The sequence below is a fragment of the Rhodococcus erythropolis NBRC 15567 genome (assembly GCF_001552595.1).
Classification (GTDB): Bacteria; Actinomycetota; Actinomycetes; order Mycobacteriales; family Mycobacteriaceae; genus Rhodococcus_F; species Rhodococcus_F erythropolis.
The window spans coordinates 222,748-237,975 of sequence record NZ_BCRM01000009.1 but is presented as its reverse complement, the minus strand read 5'-3'; the positions used below and the strand labels follow the sequence as shown (position 1 = coordinate 237,975).

General features: G+C 62.5%; 12 protein-coding genes. 8 read left to right on the top strand and 4 right to left on the bottom strand.

Translation table 11 applies throughout. The features are described 5' to 3' along the window. Nucleotides 1-242 precede the first annotated feature (242 nt). From RE4_RS15350 to RE4_RS15340, 3 genes are read left to right on the top strand one after another with little or no spacing between them, the layout of a single operon-like run. Nucleotides 243-806 carry a helix-turn-helix domain-containing protein gene (locus RE4_RS15350; RefSeq protein ID WP_003940980.1) on the top strand — a complete coding sequence of 188 codons (564 nt, stop codon included), beginning with the start codon at nt 243-245 and terminating at the stop codon, nt 804-806. A gap of 57 nt (nt 807-863) precedes the next feature. Continuing rightward, nucleotides 864-1,868: an acyl-CoA dehydrogenase family protein gene (locus RE4_RS15345; RefSeq protein WP_060938856.1), complete on the top strand. Its 1,005-nt coding sequence runs from the start codon at nt 864-866 to the stop codon at nt 1,866-1,868. Between the two features lie 34 nt (nt 1,869-1,902). Then, nucleotides 1,903-2,994 carry an N-formylglutamate amidohydrolase gene (locus tag RE4_RS15340; protein WP_060938855.1) on the top strand — a complete coding sequence of 364 codons (1,092 nt, stop codon included), beginning with the start codon at nt 1,903-1,905 and terminating at the stop codon, nt 2,992-2,994. 1 nt (nt 2,995) lies between these two features. Here the strand turns inward: RE4_RS15340 and RE4_RS15335 are convergent, their stop codons facing one another. Beyond that, a complete protein-coding gene (locus RE4_RS15335; RefSeq protein WP_019747724.1) occupies nt 2,996-4,327 on the bottom strand; it encodes an anaerobic C4-dicarboxylate transporter family protein in 1,332 nt (443 codons plus the stop codon). 106 nt (nt 4,328-4,433) lie between these two features. Here RE4_RS15335 and RE4_RS15330 point away from each other — a divergent pair, with 106 nt between their 5' ends. Together RE4_RS15330 and RE4_RS15325 are read left to right on the top strand one after the other, a co-directional pair. Next, a complete protein-coding gene (locus RE4_RS15330; protein ID WP_060938879.1) occupies nt 4,434-8,981 on the top strand; it encodes an ATP-dependent helicase in 4,548 nt (1,515 codons plus the stop codon). A 48-nt stretch (nt 8,982-9,029) separates the two neighbouring features. Continuing rightward, the gene (locus RE4_RS15325) at nt 9,030-9,821 is read left to right on the top strand and encodes a DNA-formamidopyrimidine glycosylase family protein (RefSeq protein ID WP_060938854.1); all 792 of its coding nucleotides are present in this window, start codon (nt 9,030-9,032) and stop codon (nt 9,819-9,821) included. Here the strand turns inward: RE4_RS15325 and RE4_RS15320 are convergent. After that, nucleotides 9,808-10,377, bottom strand: a complete 570-nt coding sequence (locus tag RE4_RS15320; protein ID WP_019747721.1) for a TetR/AcrR family transcriptional regulator — start codon at nt 10,375-10,377, stop codon at nt 9,808-9,810. The genes RE4_RS15325 and RE4_RS15320 overlap by 14 nt on opposite strands. An 87-nt stretch (nt 10,378-10,464) precedes the next feature. On the opposite strand from RE4_RS15320, the gene RE4_RS15315 reads away from it, so the two are divergent. The 3 genes from RE4_RS15315 to RE4_RS15305 all read left to right on the top strand — a co-directional run bounded on the left by RE4_RS15315 (nt 10,465) and on the right by RE4_RS15305 (nt 12,945). Then, the gene (locus tag RE4_RS15315; protein ID WP_019747720.1) at nt 10,465-11,406 is read left to right on the top strand and encodes an oxygenase MpaB family protein; all 942 of its coding nucleotides are present in this window, start codon (nt 10,465-10,467) and stop codon (nt 11,404-11,406) included. A gap of 17 nt (nt 11,407-11,423) precedes the next feature. After that, a complete protein-coding gene (locus RE4_RS15310) occupies nt 11,424-11,960 on the top strand; it encodes a hypothetical protein (protein WP_019747719.1) in 537 nt (178 codons plus the stop codon). 100 nt (nt 11,961-12,060) lie between these two features. Then, nucleotides 12,061-12,945, top strand: a complete 885-nt coding sequence (locus RE4_RS15305) for an aldo/keto reductase (protein WP_029537905.1) — start codon at nt 12,061-12,063, stop codon at nt 12,943-12,945. A 22-nt stretch (nt 12,946-12,967) separates the two neighbouring features. On the opposite strand, the gene RE4_RS15300 is transcribed toward RE4_RS15305, so the two are convergent. Further along, on the bottom strand, nt 12,968-13,711 hold the full coding sequence (locus RE4_RS15300; protein ID WP_060938853.1) for a 3-hydroxybutyrate dehydrogenase: 744 nt from the start codon (nt 13,709-13,711) through the stop codon (nt 12,968-12,970). Further along, nucleotides 13,708-15,084, bottom strand: a complete 1,377-nt coding sequence (locus RE4_RS15295) for an MFS transporter (RefSeq protein ID WP_060938852.1) — start codon at nt 15,082-15,084, stop codon at nt 13,708-13,710. The genes RE4_RS15300 and RE4_RS15295 overlap by 4 nt, the downstream gene beginning before the upstream one ends. Nucleotides 15,085-15,228: the final 144 nt, after the last annotated feature.

Sequence of the window (15,228 nt, the reverse complement as noted above, 5' to 3'; positions counted from 1 at the left end):
TACCAGCGGAACCGTGATGCAACCGGTGTACATGATGAGGACGTGCTGAAGAGCAAAAGCAGACTGGCGGGCAATGGGGAGCCGCTGGTCGACTGGATGGATGGCCATGCGCCGATCTCCGTCCGAAGCTGGAAGTGTTTCGTGTACGGGACTATTCAGCACGTCGATAATTTCTTACCGTGGTCGAATTTGTTTCGTCTGTGTAATCAAAACTTTCACCAGAGCACTGCTATCTTCGGCACATGGACGACGACCAGAGAGCGATAGCGACCGCAATCGGGGCAGCCGTGCGGACAGCGAGAAAAGAAGCCGGTTTGACGTTGCGTGAGGTTGCCGTGAAGTCAGGGTTGTCGCAGCCATTCCTGAGCCAAACCGAAAACGGGCACGCAGTACCCAGCGTCATGAACCTTCACCGCCTCGCGCAATCGCTCGGCACCACGGCGCACTCACTCTTGGCACAGGGCGAGCGAACCCCGTCCAGCCTCGTCCGCGCCGGCGAGGGGCGAACCTTCGAACTGGCACACGATTCGGTGATCCGATTCTGCTCGACCGGCTCACGGACCATGGAACCCAACGAGATCACGGCAGCACCTCACTCCGAGGCAGGTGAACACACCGAGCATGCCGGCGAAGAATTCATTCATGTTCTCGAAGGATCTGTCGAGGTCGAGGTCGGGCTGGACGAGCATCACGTTCTTCATGTCGGCGATACCCTCCTCTACACCTCGACCATCCCGCATCGGTGGTTCAATCGCACCGCTGCAGTTGCGAGATTCCTCATCGTGAGTTCACCGCCGTCCTTCTAGATACGCCACCGTTTCAGTTCCACACCACAACCCCGGCTCACGGCTTACCCTGACAGCGTGACCAAGTGGCCGGAACTTGCGCGTGAGATCGCCGATACCGTTCTGTTTCCCGTCGCCGACAGCGTCGACGCCGACGGAGAAATCCCCAGCAGCCATTTCGACGCGCTCGCCGCCGACGGCTTCTACGGCATCGCCGCCCTCGGTGACGGTGGCCCCAGCAGCGAAGAACTGGTCGAGGTCCTCGAAACCTTGTGCGGCGGTTGCCTCGCGACGACGTTCACCTGGATGCAGCATCACGGCGTCGTCGGGGCCCTGGCAGCGAGTACCAATACGTCTCTGCGCGAACAATACTGGGACGGTCTGGTTTCCGGCACGATTCGCGGTGGGGTTGCCTATGCCGGCGCTATCCCCCGCCCACCGCTCCTGTGGGCCAAGCGGGTGAACGACGGCTACGTCCTCGACGGGATCGCACCCTTCGTCACCGGTTGGGGCATCGTCGATGTTCTCTTGGTGTCGGCGCGCGACGAGTTCGACAATTCCATCGTTCATTCCGTCGTACCGGTGGGCGAGGCCCCGGGTCTGACGATCGAGGAGCTTCCACTGATCGCGGCGCGCGGGAGCAACACCGTCCGAATCGTGTTCGACGCTTTCGAAATTCCCGATACCGACGTCTGTGCTGTCGTCAGCGACGAACAGTTCCAGAGCACCCAACTCCCCGGCTTGTGGCTCAATGGCGCGATGGCCATGGGCATCACCCGCCGCGCCGTGACCGAACTCGCGGATCTGGGAGTCGACGCCGACGCGTTCGAAGAACAAGCCGCCCGGGCGCGCGCCGATCTCGATGCAGCACTGCGCGGCGGCGGCGACATGTCGGCCGCACGCGCCCGCGCATCGGAACTTGCGATACGAGCATCGGCCGCGCTCGTCACTGCGACCGGAAGCCGCGCCCTCGTCGGCAGCAACACCCCCGAGCGGCTCATGCGAGAAGCCACCTTCACTCTTGTCGCGGCTGGTCGACCGGAGATCAAGACAGCTCTCGTGGAACGACTCAGCGGATACTGAGTCCGCACGGTTGCACTCGATTACGCTGGGGCTCATGACCAGTGGAGAACCAGTACTCATCCCGGCCGGAACCGTGTTCACGCCGGAGGACCTGACGTTCTATGCCGATCGCGACTCCCGCAGTCTCGACGACGCCATCGCCGAAGCCGACCTTCTTGTCAGTTGCCCACACTCGGGTTCCGCGATTCCAGCAGAACTCTCACGTTTTCTCGCACCCGAGTTCACACAGCGGCTGCAATTCGACTTCACCGACATGTCCACCAGTCCCATCGTGCGCCGTTGGTCCGAAATAGATTCGCGCATCGTGTACGTGGAGAATCCGCACCCTCGCATGATTCGCGATCCCAACCGTGCGAAGCCCGAAAACCTGGAAGCGTCACTGCGCGAAGCCTTCGCCCGCGTCCACAAGGCCGGTGCAGGCAACAAAGCAGACCTCACCGGCGTCGACGCAGTTCGCCCTGTCACCTTCTCGTTCTACCCCCTGTTGCTCGAGCCGACCGACGACGCGGGCTGGAAGAACCTCGCCGAGACCTTCACCGAGACAGCCGAACACGGTTTGGGTGTCTACGAAAGAACTCGCGACGCACTGATCGAAGCCATGGTGGAGAAGAGCTTCGAACTCGGTCGATCGTTCACGACGTTGTCGTTCCACGACACGATGAACCACACCACCCGGCGGGACGGCGCCGTCAATGTCGAACGGCCGGAAGCAGATCGACTCCCCGACGTCGTCGCACTCTCCAATCGTGGCGACCACCACGGCAATCGACGCGGCGACAATCCCGTGACGATGGATCCGGAACTCATTCGCACACTTGCGGTCTCACATCGCAAGGGATTTCAGGTCGACGATCCAGATGCCGTCGCTCTCAATCAGCCGTACCTCGGCAGTTTCGAAATCATCCGAGCCGGAGCCAGATTCGCCGAATTGAGCGCCCGCGCCGCCGAAGCCGGGATCACGTTGAGTGCGGTTCAGGCCGAATTCAAACGAGAATTCCTACTGGGAGACGAACTGGCCGCATACATCATGGAACCCGGCCTCGACTGGCCTACACCCGACGCCGAACGGGTGGACCAGCTCGCCCACGCGTGCAAGGCGAGCTGGGACCACTACCGCAACAGCTGACTCAGCCGAGTACCACTCCGAACACCGCGCCGGCCGCAATCGTCGTGACGGCCAAGATGATGGTCGGCAGGAAGAACGAGTGGTCGACGAGCTTGGAGCCGAGCTTCGTGCTGCCCGAGAGGTCGAAGTTCGCAGCTGCGATCTGTGAACCGTTTGTCGGCAACAGATAGACACCGGCAAAGGCTCCGGCCCACATGCCGCTCACCAGGCCGGGTGCAATCCCGGCAGCGAGACCGATCGGCACGATGGTCCTCGTCGCGGTCGACTGGCTGGTCGTCAGGACACAGACCAGGAAGACACCGAGCGCGAAGATCCACGGCGCGGCGTTGACCCAGTCGCCGACGGTGCTCGTGATCAGCTCCGAATGTGCGCTGATGAACGTGTCCGTCAGCCATGCCAGACCGAACAGCGCGATGGCCGAGACCATGCCGGCACGGAACACCGTCGACGAGGGCACGTCGGCAACGTTCGGGCGGCACACCAGCAGGATCAACGTACCCACGACGAACATCAGCATTTCGATGATCGGTGTCATCCCCATCGGGGTACCGTCGGCGGCTTCGGGGCGAATTCCCTTGAACAGGCCGAAGATCACGATGGCCAGAACGCCGGCCAGGAAGATCAGTGCCGCGTTTCGTCCGGTCTTCGTCGAGACGAGTTCGGTCTTGGACGCTGCACCAGGTCCGGCCAATTCGCCCGACTTCATCTTCGCCTGTATGTCCGGGTCGTCGTCGAGATCCTTACCGAGCCTGTTGACCGCGATGGAGGAGAGGACGATGCCGACGACAGCGGCCGGGAAGGTGATCTTGATGATGTCGATGAGTTCGAAATCGTAAGGCGGCACGTCGGTCAGCGTGACCATCGCCGCCATCGCCGCGGACACCGGACTACACGCCAGCGCCACACCGGTCGAGACAACCGACAGCGACAGCGGCCGTGACGGCCGCACACCGTTCTTGTACGAGACGTCGTAGATGACAGGGAGCAGCGGGTAGAGGATGTTGGACGTACCGGCACCGACCGAGAACAGGAATGACACCAACGGCGCGATCAGCGTGATCTGTTTCGGGCGAGATTCGATCAACTTGGCCGCGATGGTGACCATCCAGTCGATACCACCGGCCGCCTGCATCATCGACGACGCGAGGACAACGGACAGGACGATGAGGAGAGCGTCGACCGGCGGACTGCCGACGTCCTCTCCGAAGACGAACACGAGGACGGCAACACCTGCGCCGCCCCACAGACCGAGAGCGACACCGCTCGATCTGGTACCCATGACAATCGCCCCGAGCACTACCGCCAGCTCGAGGACAATCTTGACTGCTTCCATCAGGCACTCGCCTTCTCGATGACAAGAGAATCGCTATAACAGGGCAAATAGTATGCTCTGCACTTCGGCTGCGGGCACGAACACGCTGTCGGTGGGAAGGGGCAATATGGTGGTCGTGACCAACGTCCTCGGTAGGTTCTCGCCCGCCACACGCGAGTGGTTCGGCGGCGCTTTCAGCGCTCCGACTGCTGCGCAGCTCGGTGCCTGGGAATCCATCGCAAGTGGCTCTCACACACTTGTCGTCGCACCCACCGGCTCCGGCAAGACATTGTCGGCGTTCCTGTGGGCCCTCGATCAACTCGCCGCGAAGGACGAAGGCGAACGCGCCACCAAAGTCCTCTACATTTCGCCACTCAAAGCGCTGGGCGTGGACGTCGAACGGAACCTTCGCGCGCCGCTGGTCGGCATCACACAAACTGCGAAACGTCTGGGCCTCACCCCGCCCGAGATCACCGTCGGTGTCCGTTCCGGCGATACGTCCCAGGCCGATCGGCGCTCGTTGATCAAGCGTCCTCCGGACATCCTGATCACGACGCCGGAGTCGTTGTTCCTCATGCTCACCTCCGCTGCCCGGGAAACACTGGTCGGCGTCGACACCGTGATCGTCGACGAGGTTCACGCGGTGGCGGGTACCAAGCGCGGCTCGCACCTTGCGCTCTCTCTGGAACGTCTGGACGGCTTGCTCGAGCGTCCGGCGCAACGCATCGGATTGTCGGCCACTGTCCGTCCCCACGAGGAGATCGGGCGGTTCCTCGCCGGTTCGGCACCGATCCGAATCGTGGCACCGCCTGCCGCCAAGACCTTCGATCTCACGGTCCGTGTCCCCGTCGAGGACATGACCGAATTGGGTATCGCGACGCCCGCCGACGGTTCCGAATCCCCCACCCCGCAAGCCGGTTCGATCTGGCCCCACGTCGAGGAACAGATCGTCGACCTCGTGCTCGATCACCGATCGTCCATCGTGTTCGCCAACTCTCGGCGCCTCGCCGAACGATTGACAGCCAGGCTCAACGAGATTCATGCAGAACGCATCGGTCTGGCCGTCGAGAAAACACCTCGCCCGCCCGCGCAGATCGGAGCTCCCACCGAGGTCAACTACGGCGCAGAACCCCTCCTTGCTCGCGCCCACCACGGATCGGTCAGCAAAGACCAGCGAGCCCTCATCGAAGACGATCTCAAATCGGGTCGATTGCGATGCGTCGTCGCCACCAGCAGTCTCGAACTCGGAATCGACATGGGCGCCGTCGACTTGGTCATCCAGGTGGAGGCGCCGCCCTCGGTTGCCAGCGGCCTGCAACGTGTCGGTCGCGCCGGCCACCAGGTCGGCGAGATCTCACGAGGCGTCGTCTTCCCCAAACATCGCACCGACCTGATTCACTGCGCGGTGACCGTCGAGCGCATGGTCGAAGGCAAGATCGAGGCGATGGCCGTTCCCGCCAATCCCCTCGACATCCTTGCCCAGCAAACTGTTGCGGCCACTGCACTCGAGCCGATCGACGTCGACGACTGGTTCGAGACGGTGCGCCGAAGCGGTTCCTATGCAACGCTTCCCCGTTCGGCCTACGAGTCGACTCTGGATCTGCTCGCCGGGCGGTACCCCTCGGACGAGTTCGCCGAATTACGTCCGCGCCTGGTCTGGGATCGCGAGTCCAACACTCTGACGGGCCGCCCCGGTTCGCAGCGCTTGGCAGTCACTTCCGGCGGCGCCATCCCCGACCGCGGCCTCTTCACGGTCTACATGGTCGGTGAGAAAGCATCAAGAGTCGGCGAACTCGACGAAGAAATGGTCTACGAATCCCGGGTCGGCGACGTCTTTGCGCTCGGCGCCACCAGTTGGCGGATCGAGGAGATCACCTTCGATCGGGTTCTGGTCAGCCCCGCCTACGGCATGCCCGGTCGTTTGCCCTTCTGGCATGGCGACGGACTCGGTCGCCCTGCCGAACTCGGACAGGCGTTGGGACAATTCGTTCGAGAGACCGCGCTGGGTAACGAAGCCGACGTCGTCGAGCGTTGTCGCGTGGGCGGGCTCGATCACAATGCCACAACCAATCTGATCCAACTCGTCGGTGAGCAGAAGAATGCCACCGGGCAGGTCCCGTCGGATCGAACATTGGTTGTCGAGCGCTTCCGCGACGAACTCGGCGATTGGCGTCTGGTGCTGCATTCCCCGTACGGCCAACGGGTTCACGCACCGTGGGCCCTCGCCATCGGGGCCCGCTTGCAGGAACGATACGGCGTCGATTCCAGTCCGACGGCCTCCGACGACGGCATCATCATCCGTCTCCCCGACACCGAGAACGAACCTCCCGGCGCCGAACTGTTCACCTTCGACGTCGAGGACATCGAAGATCTGGTCACCCAGGAGGTGGGCGGCTCGGCATTGTTCGCCTCCCGATTCCGCGAATGTGCCGCCCGCGCAATGCTTCTCCCACGCCGCAATCCCGGAAAGCGTGCTCCACTGTGGCAGCAACGTCAGCGGTCGGCGCAACTGCTGGACGTCGCTCGCAAGTTCCCGACATTCCCGATCCTGCTCGAGACCGTGCGTGAGTGCTTGCAGGACGTCTACGACCTGCCGGCACTGAAGGAATTGTTCGGCAAGATCGAACGGCGCCAGATTCGAATAGTCGAAGTGGAGACGCCCTCGCCTTCACCGTTCGCAAGTGCGCTCCTGTTCAACTACGTGGGCGCGTTCATGTACGAGGGCGACAGCCCCCTGGCCGAGCGACGCGCCGCCGCACTGTCGTTGGACTCCACGCTGTTGGCCGAACTCCTCGGCCGCGTCGAACTGCGCGAGCTGCTCGACGCCGGAGTGATCGAGCAGGCAGAACGTGAACTGCAACGGCTCGCTCCGGACCGCAAGGCCAAGGACCTCGAGGGCGTCGCCGACCTCCTCCGTATGCTCGGCCCGCTGACCACCGAAGAAGTCACCGAACGCTGTCTCGAAGATCCGGTCTCGTGGCTCGACAAGTTGGTCGCAGACAAACGTGCCCTCCACGTCTCCTATGCGGGCGAGAGCTGGTGGACCGTCGTCGAAGATGCAGCGCGCCTTCGCGATGGACTCGGCGTTCCCCTACCCATCGGGGTTCCGGCCGCGTTCATCGAGCCGGTCGATCAGCCACTCGACGACCTCCTGAGCCGATACGCACGCACTCACGGACCATTCACTCTCACGGATGCGGCTGCACGCTTCGGTATCGGAGTATCCGTCGCGCGTGACGTTCTCGGTCGGCTCGCGCTCGAAAAGCGTGTTCTCGAAGGAGAATTCCGCCCGTCTGCAACTGGGAGCGAATGGTGCGACGCCGAAGTCCTGCGCCGCTTGAGGCGTCGCTCGCTCGCCGCGGCACGGCAAGAGGTCGAGCCGGTCAGTACCGCAACGCTCGGACGTTTCCTTCCCGGTTGGCAGCATGTGGGCGGCACGCTGCGCGGAATCGACGGTGTTGCAACGGTAGTCGATCAACTTGCCGGCGTTCCGATTCCGGCGTCCGCTCTCGAATCGTTGATCCTGCCGAGCCGAGTCGCCGACTACTCCCCCGCGATGTTGGACGAACTCACCTCGACGGGCGAAGTCCTGTGGTCCGGATCCGGAGCAATCTCCGGCAAAGACGGGTGGGTAGTGCTGCACCCCGCCGACCTGGCACCGATCACGCTCAATTCGCCCGCCGACACCGACGTCTCGGAGTTGCAGAAGCGCATCCTCGACCTGCTGTCCGGCGGCGGTGCCTACTTCTTCCGCCAGTTGGTCGACGCGTTGCAAACTACGGAGTCGGCTGCAGACACGGTCGACAGTGCGGTGACGACGGCACTGTGGGAGTTGGTGTGGCTCGGACACATCGGTAACGACACCGTCGCACCGCTGCGCGCACTTCTCTCGGACACCACCAGAACCACCACAAGTCACCGATCGCCTCGACGTGTTCCTCGTGCCCGTCCGTACCGCGGAATGGCGCGCACTTCAACCCCGGCTCGCACGGGACCGGCAACCGCCTCCGGTCGGTGGTTCCAGCTGCCAGGTATCGAACCTGACCCCACTATCCGGGCGCACGCCACGGCTGATCTGCTGCTCGAACGGTACGGCGTCGTAACCCGCGGTTCTGTGATGAGCGAGAACGTGCCGGGCGGTTTCGCGTTGATCTACAAGGTACTGAGCACGTTCGAGGACAACGGGCGCGCTCGACGCGGATACTTCGTGGACACCCTGGGCGGCGCTCAATTCTCGACTCCTCCCGTGGTCGACCGCTTGCGCACGTTCGGTGATTCCATCGAGGGGCGCCACACCTCCTCGGCTGCAGTCACTCTCGCGGCGTGCGACCCGGCCAATCCATACGGCGCCGCACTGCCGTGGCCGGCGTCGGGGGGCGAAGAGTCACCCGGACACCGACCCGGACGTAAGGCGGGAGCACTGGTCGTTCTGGTGGAGGGCGAGTTGGTTCTGTTCGTCGAGCGCGGCGGTCGCACCATCCTGACATTCACCGACGACGGCGGAACTTTGCGCCTGGCAGCGCTGTCGCTTGCCCAGAAGGTGACTTCTCGCGCTGTCGACAAGTTGGTAGTGGAGAAGGTCGACGGAGAGACCATCCACGGCAACGATTTTGCTCCCGTCCTGGTCGAAGCCGGCTTCGCCGCCACTCCTCGCGGATTCCGGTTGAGGTCATGAGGATTGAGGTCATGATGGTTGCGATCGTGAAGTGCTGGAGCGGCGACCATGCCTGAGGGCGATACCGTGTGGCGGGCCGCCAACGATCTGCGCGCTGCCCTGGCCGAGAAGGTACTCACCACCTGCGATGTCCGCGTTCCTCGCTATGCCACCGTCGATTTATCGGGACATCGTGTGGATTCCGTCGCCAGCCGCGGAAAGCATCTGCTGATCCGCGTGGGCGAAGCGTCCATTCACACGCATCTGAAGATGGAGGGTCAGTGGCAGATTTATCGCCCCGGCGAGCGCTGGCGCAGACCCGCCCACCAAGCGCGCATAATCTTGGCCACCGAAGACTCTGTAGCAGTGGGCTTTTCACTGGGAATAACCGAGATCCTCGAACTGGGGCAGGAACAGGAGGCCGTCGGGCACCTCGGACCGGACCTGCTCGGGACCGATTGGGACAGTTCCGTGGCCGTCGAGAATCTTCGCGCTGCAGACTCCGTACCGATCGGAATCGCGCTCCTGGATCAGCGCGTGATGGCCGGACTGGGCAACGTGTACCGCAACGAGATCTGCTTCCTACGAGGCATTCACCCGAAGACGCCGACACACCGCGCCGGGAACCTCGACGCGATTGTGGATCTGTCATTCCGCACCATCAACGTCAACAAGTCGCGTCGCATCCGGGTCACCACCGGCGACACCCGCCCAGGTAGGCAAACGTGGGTGTACGGCAGACGCGGAAAACCTTGCCGCCGATGCGGAACCCGCATCAGAGAAGACACCCTCGGACCGGATCGGCTCACCGAGCGAAATATCTTCTTCTGCCCCGTGTGCCAGCCGTTCACGCCTGGTTAGCGTTGATCAGCAGCCGGACGCAATGGCGCACAAATCGCTCGCGTTCGACGACGATCGAGCCGTCCAGATAACCGATGAACAGTGTGAACAACGCCCCGACCAGCCCGACTGCCACCAGCTGCTTGTCCACCGGATCAGCAATCTCGGACAACTGGTCGTACACCAGGTCCACGAACGCCGGCATCGATTCGATACCGCGTCCGCTCAGCACCGGCTCCGAGAGCGGAGCGATCAGAAGCACTCGCCCCATTGCCGGGTCGTCGACCATCAGCTTGACGAAAGCGTCGACCGCAGCGGTGGCGACTGCCTCGGATGTCGTCTCGGACTCCACTGCCGTGGCGAGCGCCGACTGCGCGCGCTCGGCGACAAACGTGTGGACCGCGACAACGTACTGATCGCGATCGGTGAAGCTCTCGTAGAAGTACCGCTCGGTCAGACCAGCGGCCTTGCAGACCGCTCGCACGTTGACGGCCGGACCGTCGACCGCACCGAGCAGTGTCACTCCGACGTCGAACAACGTCGCCTTTCGAGTGGCCCTGCGTTCTTCGATGCTCACAACTTCCCCACTTCGCCGACACTTGTTCTTCAATGCACCCGGTATTCGATCCTTGACTACCGCTGTTGTCGATCCTAATCTGACAACATGCGTAGTCAACTTGGCGACAGCAGCACCCCGGTTCCCCTCGGTCCGGATTCCCTGACCTGGAAGTATTTCGGCGACTGGCGCGGGATGCTCCAAGGTGTCTGGGCAGGTTCGATGCAAAACATGCACCCTGGTCTCGGCGCCGGGGTCGAGGAGCACTCGCAGTTCTTCGACGAGCGCTGGGAACGGCTGTACCGCTCGCTGTATCCCATTGCCGGCGTGGTCTTCGACGGCGATCGCGCGCAGCAGACAGCCGAAGAAGTCCGTGGCTATCACACACGGATCAAGGGCATCGACAAGCTGGGACGCCGGTACCACGCACTTGATCCCGACACCTTCTACTGGGCGCACGCGACATTCTTCATGGGCACCATCGTCACCGCCGAGAACTTCTCCGGTGGCCTGACCGAGGCCCAGAAACGACAACTCTTCACCGAGCACATTCAGTGGTACCGCCTGTACGGGATGAGCATGCGCCCGGTTCCCGAAACCTGGGAGGCATTTCAGGAGTATTGGGACCACATGTGCCGCAACGTACTCGAAGACAACAAAGCGACCCGCGACGTCTTGGATTTGTCGGGGCTGGGAAAGCCCCCGTACATGACGTGGCTACCCGATCCGTTGTGGCGGCTCACGCGGATTCCCCTCGCCCGCGGATTCGTGTGGCTGACAGTGGGCATGTACGACCAACCGGTTCGCGACCTTCTCGGCTACTCGTGGACCAGTCGCGATCAGAAAATTCACAACGCTGTCGGCCGCACCGTCAACGCCGTCTTCCGCCTGGTGCCGTGGCGATACCGGTATCAACCGCGCGCTCGCGCGGGATGGGACCGAGCCAGCGGCAGAATTCCCGCCGGGGCACCACTGGTCCACACACCGGCGCGCAATCTACCTCCGCTCGAGCAGCGAGATAATCCGATGCACTACAGCCCGAGGGTCTGATCTGCCATGCTCTGAACATGGAGTGGGACCTGCGAACACTGCTGAACCGGCCGATCACGTCTCACGGTGCGCCGCTGGGACAAGAACGTGTGGCGGCGAGAACCACCGCGTACATCTACGGCAACATTCTTGTCCTCGCCGCACTCGTCCCGGTGACGAAATCTCAGGAATCGCTGGGCGCCGCGATTGTGGTCGGCACGGCATTGTCGACGTACATCGCCCACACATTTGCCGAGAGCGTCGGCGAGAGCATTCGCAACGACCGCCGTCTCACCACCGCGGAGAGAATCGACTCGCTGCGCGATTCTGTCCCGATCCTCACCTCCGCGGTTGTTCCTGTCGCCATTCTCGCGACGGCGTGGTTCAACTTCCTGGAACCACGGACGGCGCAGTTGATCGCGGAAATCGTCTTGATCCTGCGCATCGGATCCACCAGTTACGTGATCAGCCGTCTTCACGGCGAGAAAGTCAGCACGAACACACATCTGGCAGCCTTCGGCCTCGCTGCCGTCGCCACCCTCATAGTCGGCTTGAAGATAGTGCTCACTCATTGACGAGCCACAAGTGCAAATTGCCAGGCCTGAAGGGGTACTGCCGTTACCCGGCTGAGCAGTCACTCCCACCGAACCAGTGGCCGCCGCTACCGTGGACGACATGAGCATCCCGAGCCTGAAACTGAACAACGGCGTCGACATCCCCGCGCTGGGCTTCGGCGTCTACCAGACCCCGCCGGACGAAACTGTCGCCGCAGTCGAGTCCGCGCTGTCGGTGGGTTATCGCCATATCGATACGGCTGCGGCCTACGGCAACGAGAAGGGTGTCGGCGAGGCGATCCGGCGATCCGGTCTCGATCGCGGTGAGATCTTCGTCGAAACGAAAGTCTGGATCACCGACTACGGATACGACGAGACCTTGCACGCCTTCGACAAGAGCGCAGGCAAACTCGGAGTCGAGCAACTTGACCTCCTCATCCTTCACCAGGCGTTGCCGAGCGAGTTCGAGCGCACCATTGACGCATACAAGGCCCTGGAAACACTTCTCGCAGACGGCAAGGTTCGTGCCATCGGAGTCAGTAACTTCATGCCGGATCACCTCACCCGACTATTGGACGCAACGTCCGTAGTGCCGGCGGTCAACCAGATCGAGGTCCATCCATACTTCAGGCAGTCGACCTTGCTCGAGGCCGACGCCGATCACGGCATTCTGTCTCAGGCATGGTCACCGATCGGCGGAATCACGTTCTATCGCGACGGCTCTCACGGCTCAACCCTCGAGGACGCCACCATCGGTGCTATCGCTTCCTCTCACGGCAAGTCTCCCGCACAGGTGATGCTCCGCTGGCACCTCCAGCAGGGCCGCCAGGTGATCCCCAAGTCGGTGACTCCCTCACGCATTGCGGAGAACTTCGACGTGTTCGACTTCGAACTCACCGCCGAAGAACTCTCCGCAATCGACGCACTCGACACCGGAGTTCGCGGTGGTCCCGAACCCGAGGTCATCACTCGCGAGAAGTTCGGAATCGAGATCCCCGAAGCGTGAAAAACCCAGCAGCTCGCGTGGTCTAGCTGGCGCTCCACCCTCCGTCGATGGTGTACGACGCCCCCGTCACCATCGACGCATCGGTCGATGCCAACCAGCCCACCAGCGATGCCACCTCCGCAGGCTCGACCATCCGTTTGATTGCGCTCTCGGTGAGCATCACCTTTTCGACAACCTCGGATTCACTGATTCCGTGAACCTTTGCCTGGTCGGAGATCTGGGATCGCACCAGTGGCGTCAGGACATAGCCCGGATTGACGCAGTTGCTGGTGACACCGTGTGAGGCGCCTTCGAGCGCAACAACTTTCGACAGTCCTTCGAGTCCGTGCTTAGCCGTGACGTATGCACTCTTGAATGCCGAAGCGCGGAGCCCGTGGACCGAGGAAATGTTCACGATGCGACCGAAACTGTTGCGGTACATGTACGGCAGGGCGGCCCGAGCGAGGAGGAATGGCGCTTCGACCATGAGGCGCTGAATCTTCCGGAAGTCCTCGACGTCGAAATCCTCGATAGGACTGACCCGTTGTATGCCGGCGTTGTTGACGAGTATGTCCGTCTCGAGTGACAGATCCACGAGTTGGTCGGTGTCGAGGAGATCGACGGCCCATGCAGTGCCGTCGATCTCCTCGGCCAGCGACTTCGCGGCGACGTCGTCGAGATCGGCGACGGTCACGTGCGCGCCGCGGGCGGCGAGGAGTCGAGCACACGCCTCGCCGATCCCGCTGGCACCACCGGTGACCAGAGCAGACTTTCCGGTCAGCGTCATACAGACACACCGGCCCGCTCGTCGGCGAGAACACGGGCGTCAGCGGCGTCGACGGACTCGAGCGAGATTCCCTTGGTCTCCCGCGCGAAAATGACTGCAACGATGGTGACCAGGGATGCCAGCAGGAGATAGATCGCGATGGGGACCGAGGAGTCGAACTTGCTCAGCAATCCGGTCGCGATGATCGGAGCCAGTGAACCCGCCACGATGGACGTGACCTGATAACCCAGGGAGACACCGGAGTAGCGCATCCGAGTCGGGAACATCTCGGCCATGATCGCGGGTTGGCCTGCGTACATGAACGCGTGGAACACGAGCCCGATGATGATTGCCGACAAGATGACTGCATTGTGCCCGCTGTTCATCATCGGGAAGGCGAAGAATCCCCACGTTCCGGCGGTGACGGCGCCGATCATGTACACCGGGCGTCGACCGATCGTGTCGGACAGTTTGCCTAACAACGGAATCACTGCGAAGTGCACGGCATGTGCCATCAGCATCCACCAGAGGATGTGCGCCGTGTCCGCATGAACGACGACCTTGAGGTAAGTGATCGAGAAGGTCACCACGAGGTAGTACATGACGTTTTCGGCGAAACGCAGCCCCATCGCGGTCAACACTCCGCGCGGGTAACGCTTGACGACCTCGAAAACGCTGTACGAGGTTGCCTTGACCAGTTCTGCTTCCTTCTGCGCCGCAATGAAAATGGGAGCATCGGTGACCTTGGTCCGAACGTAGTACCCGACCAGAACGATCACCGCGGAGAGCCAGAAGGCAACGCGCCAGCCCCAACTCATGAAGGATTCGTCCGAGAGCGTCGACGTCAGGATCAACAGCACGACCGTCGCCACCAGGTTGCCCATCGGCACGCCGGCCTGAGGCCACGACGACCAGAATCCGCGCGATCGATTCGGGCTGTGCTCGGCGACCAGGAGTACCGCCCCACCCCATTCGCCGCCGACCGCGAATCCTTGGATGAAGCGCAGCGTGACCAGCATTGCCGGCGCCCAGTAGCCGATCTGACCGTAGGTAGGCAGGCAGCCCATCAAGAACGTTGCGGCGCCGACCAACAGCAAACTGAACTGCAGCAACTGCTTTCGGCCGAATTTGTCTCCGAAGTATCCGAAGACGATTCCGCCGAGTGGCCGGGCGGCGAATCCGACGGCGTAGGTGATGAAAGCCGCGATGATCGCATCCAGCTCGTTGCCGCCGCCGGGGAAGAAGACCTTGCTGAAGACCAGCGTGGCCGCCGTGCCGTACAGAAAGAACTCGTACCACTCGACCACGGTGCCCGCCATCGAGGCGCCGACCACCTTCTTCAGCCCCGATGGTGGGGCTTGGCTCTCGGGTTTCGGCATGTTGTCGACGCTCATCGTGGACTCCCTCGTCTTCAGTTCGCGATTCGCCTGCTCTTCACGATCAGGAATGTGACCGCTCGCACATTTTTTGTGACTCGATGAGTATCAGTGCAGATTGATGGCACGACAATGACAAATCTCGCACCATATAGGTGCAAA

Coding starts and splice junctions, on each gene's coding strand:
- RE4_RS15350 (WP_003940980.1), top strand. CDS start 243: ATGGACGACGACCAGAGAGCGATAGCGACCGCAATCGGGGCAGCCGTG.
- RE4_RS15340 (WP_060938855.1), top strand. CDS start 1,903: ATGACCAGTGGAGAACCAGTACTCATCCCGGCCGGAACCGTGTTCACG.
- RE4_RS15335 (WP_019747724.1), bottom strand. CDS start 4,327: ATGGAAGCAGTCAAGATTGTCCTCGAGCTGGCGGTAGTGCTCGGGGCG.
- RE4_RS15330 (WP_060938879.1), top strand. CDS start 4,434: ATGGTGGTCGTGACCAACGTCCTCGGTAGGTTCTCGCCCGCCACACGC.
- RE4_RS15325 (WP_060938854.1), top strand. CDS start 9,030: ATGCCTGAGGGCGATACCGTGTGGCGGGCCGCCAACGATCTGCGCGCT.
- RE4_RS15315 (WP_019747720.1), top strand. CDS start 10,465: ATGCGTAGTCAACTTGGCGACAGCAGCACCCCGGTTCCCCTCGGTCCG.
- RE4_RS15310 (WP_019747719.1), top strand. CDS start 11,424: ATGGAGTGGGACCTGCGAACACTGCTGAACCGGCCGATCACGTCTCAC.
- RE4_RS15305 (WP_029537905.1), top strand. CDS start 12,061: ATGAGCATCCCGAGCCTGAAACTGAACAACGGCGTCGACATCCCCGCG.
- RE4_RS15300 (WP_060938853.1), bottom strand. CDS start 13,711: ATGACGCTGACCGGAAAGTCTGCTCTGGTCACCGGTGGTGCCAGCGGG.
- RE4_RS15295 (WP_060938852.1), bottom strand. CDS start 15,084: ATGAGCGTCGACAACATGCCGAAACCCGAGAGCCAAGCCCCACCATCG.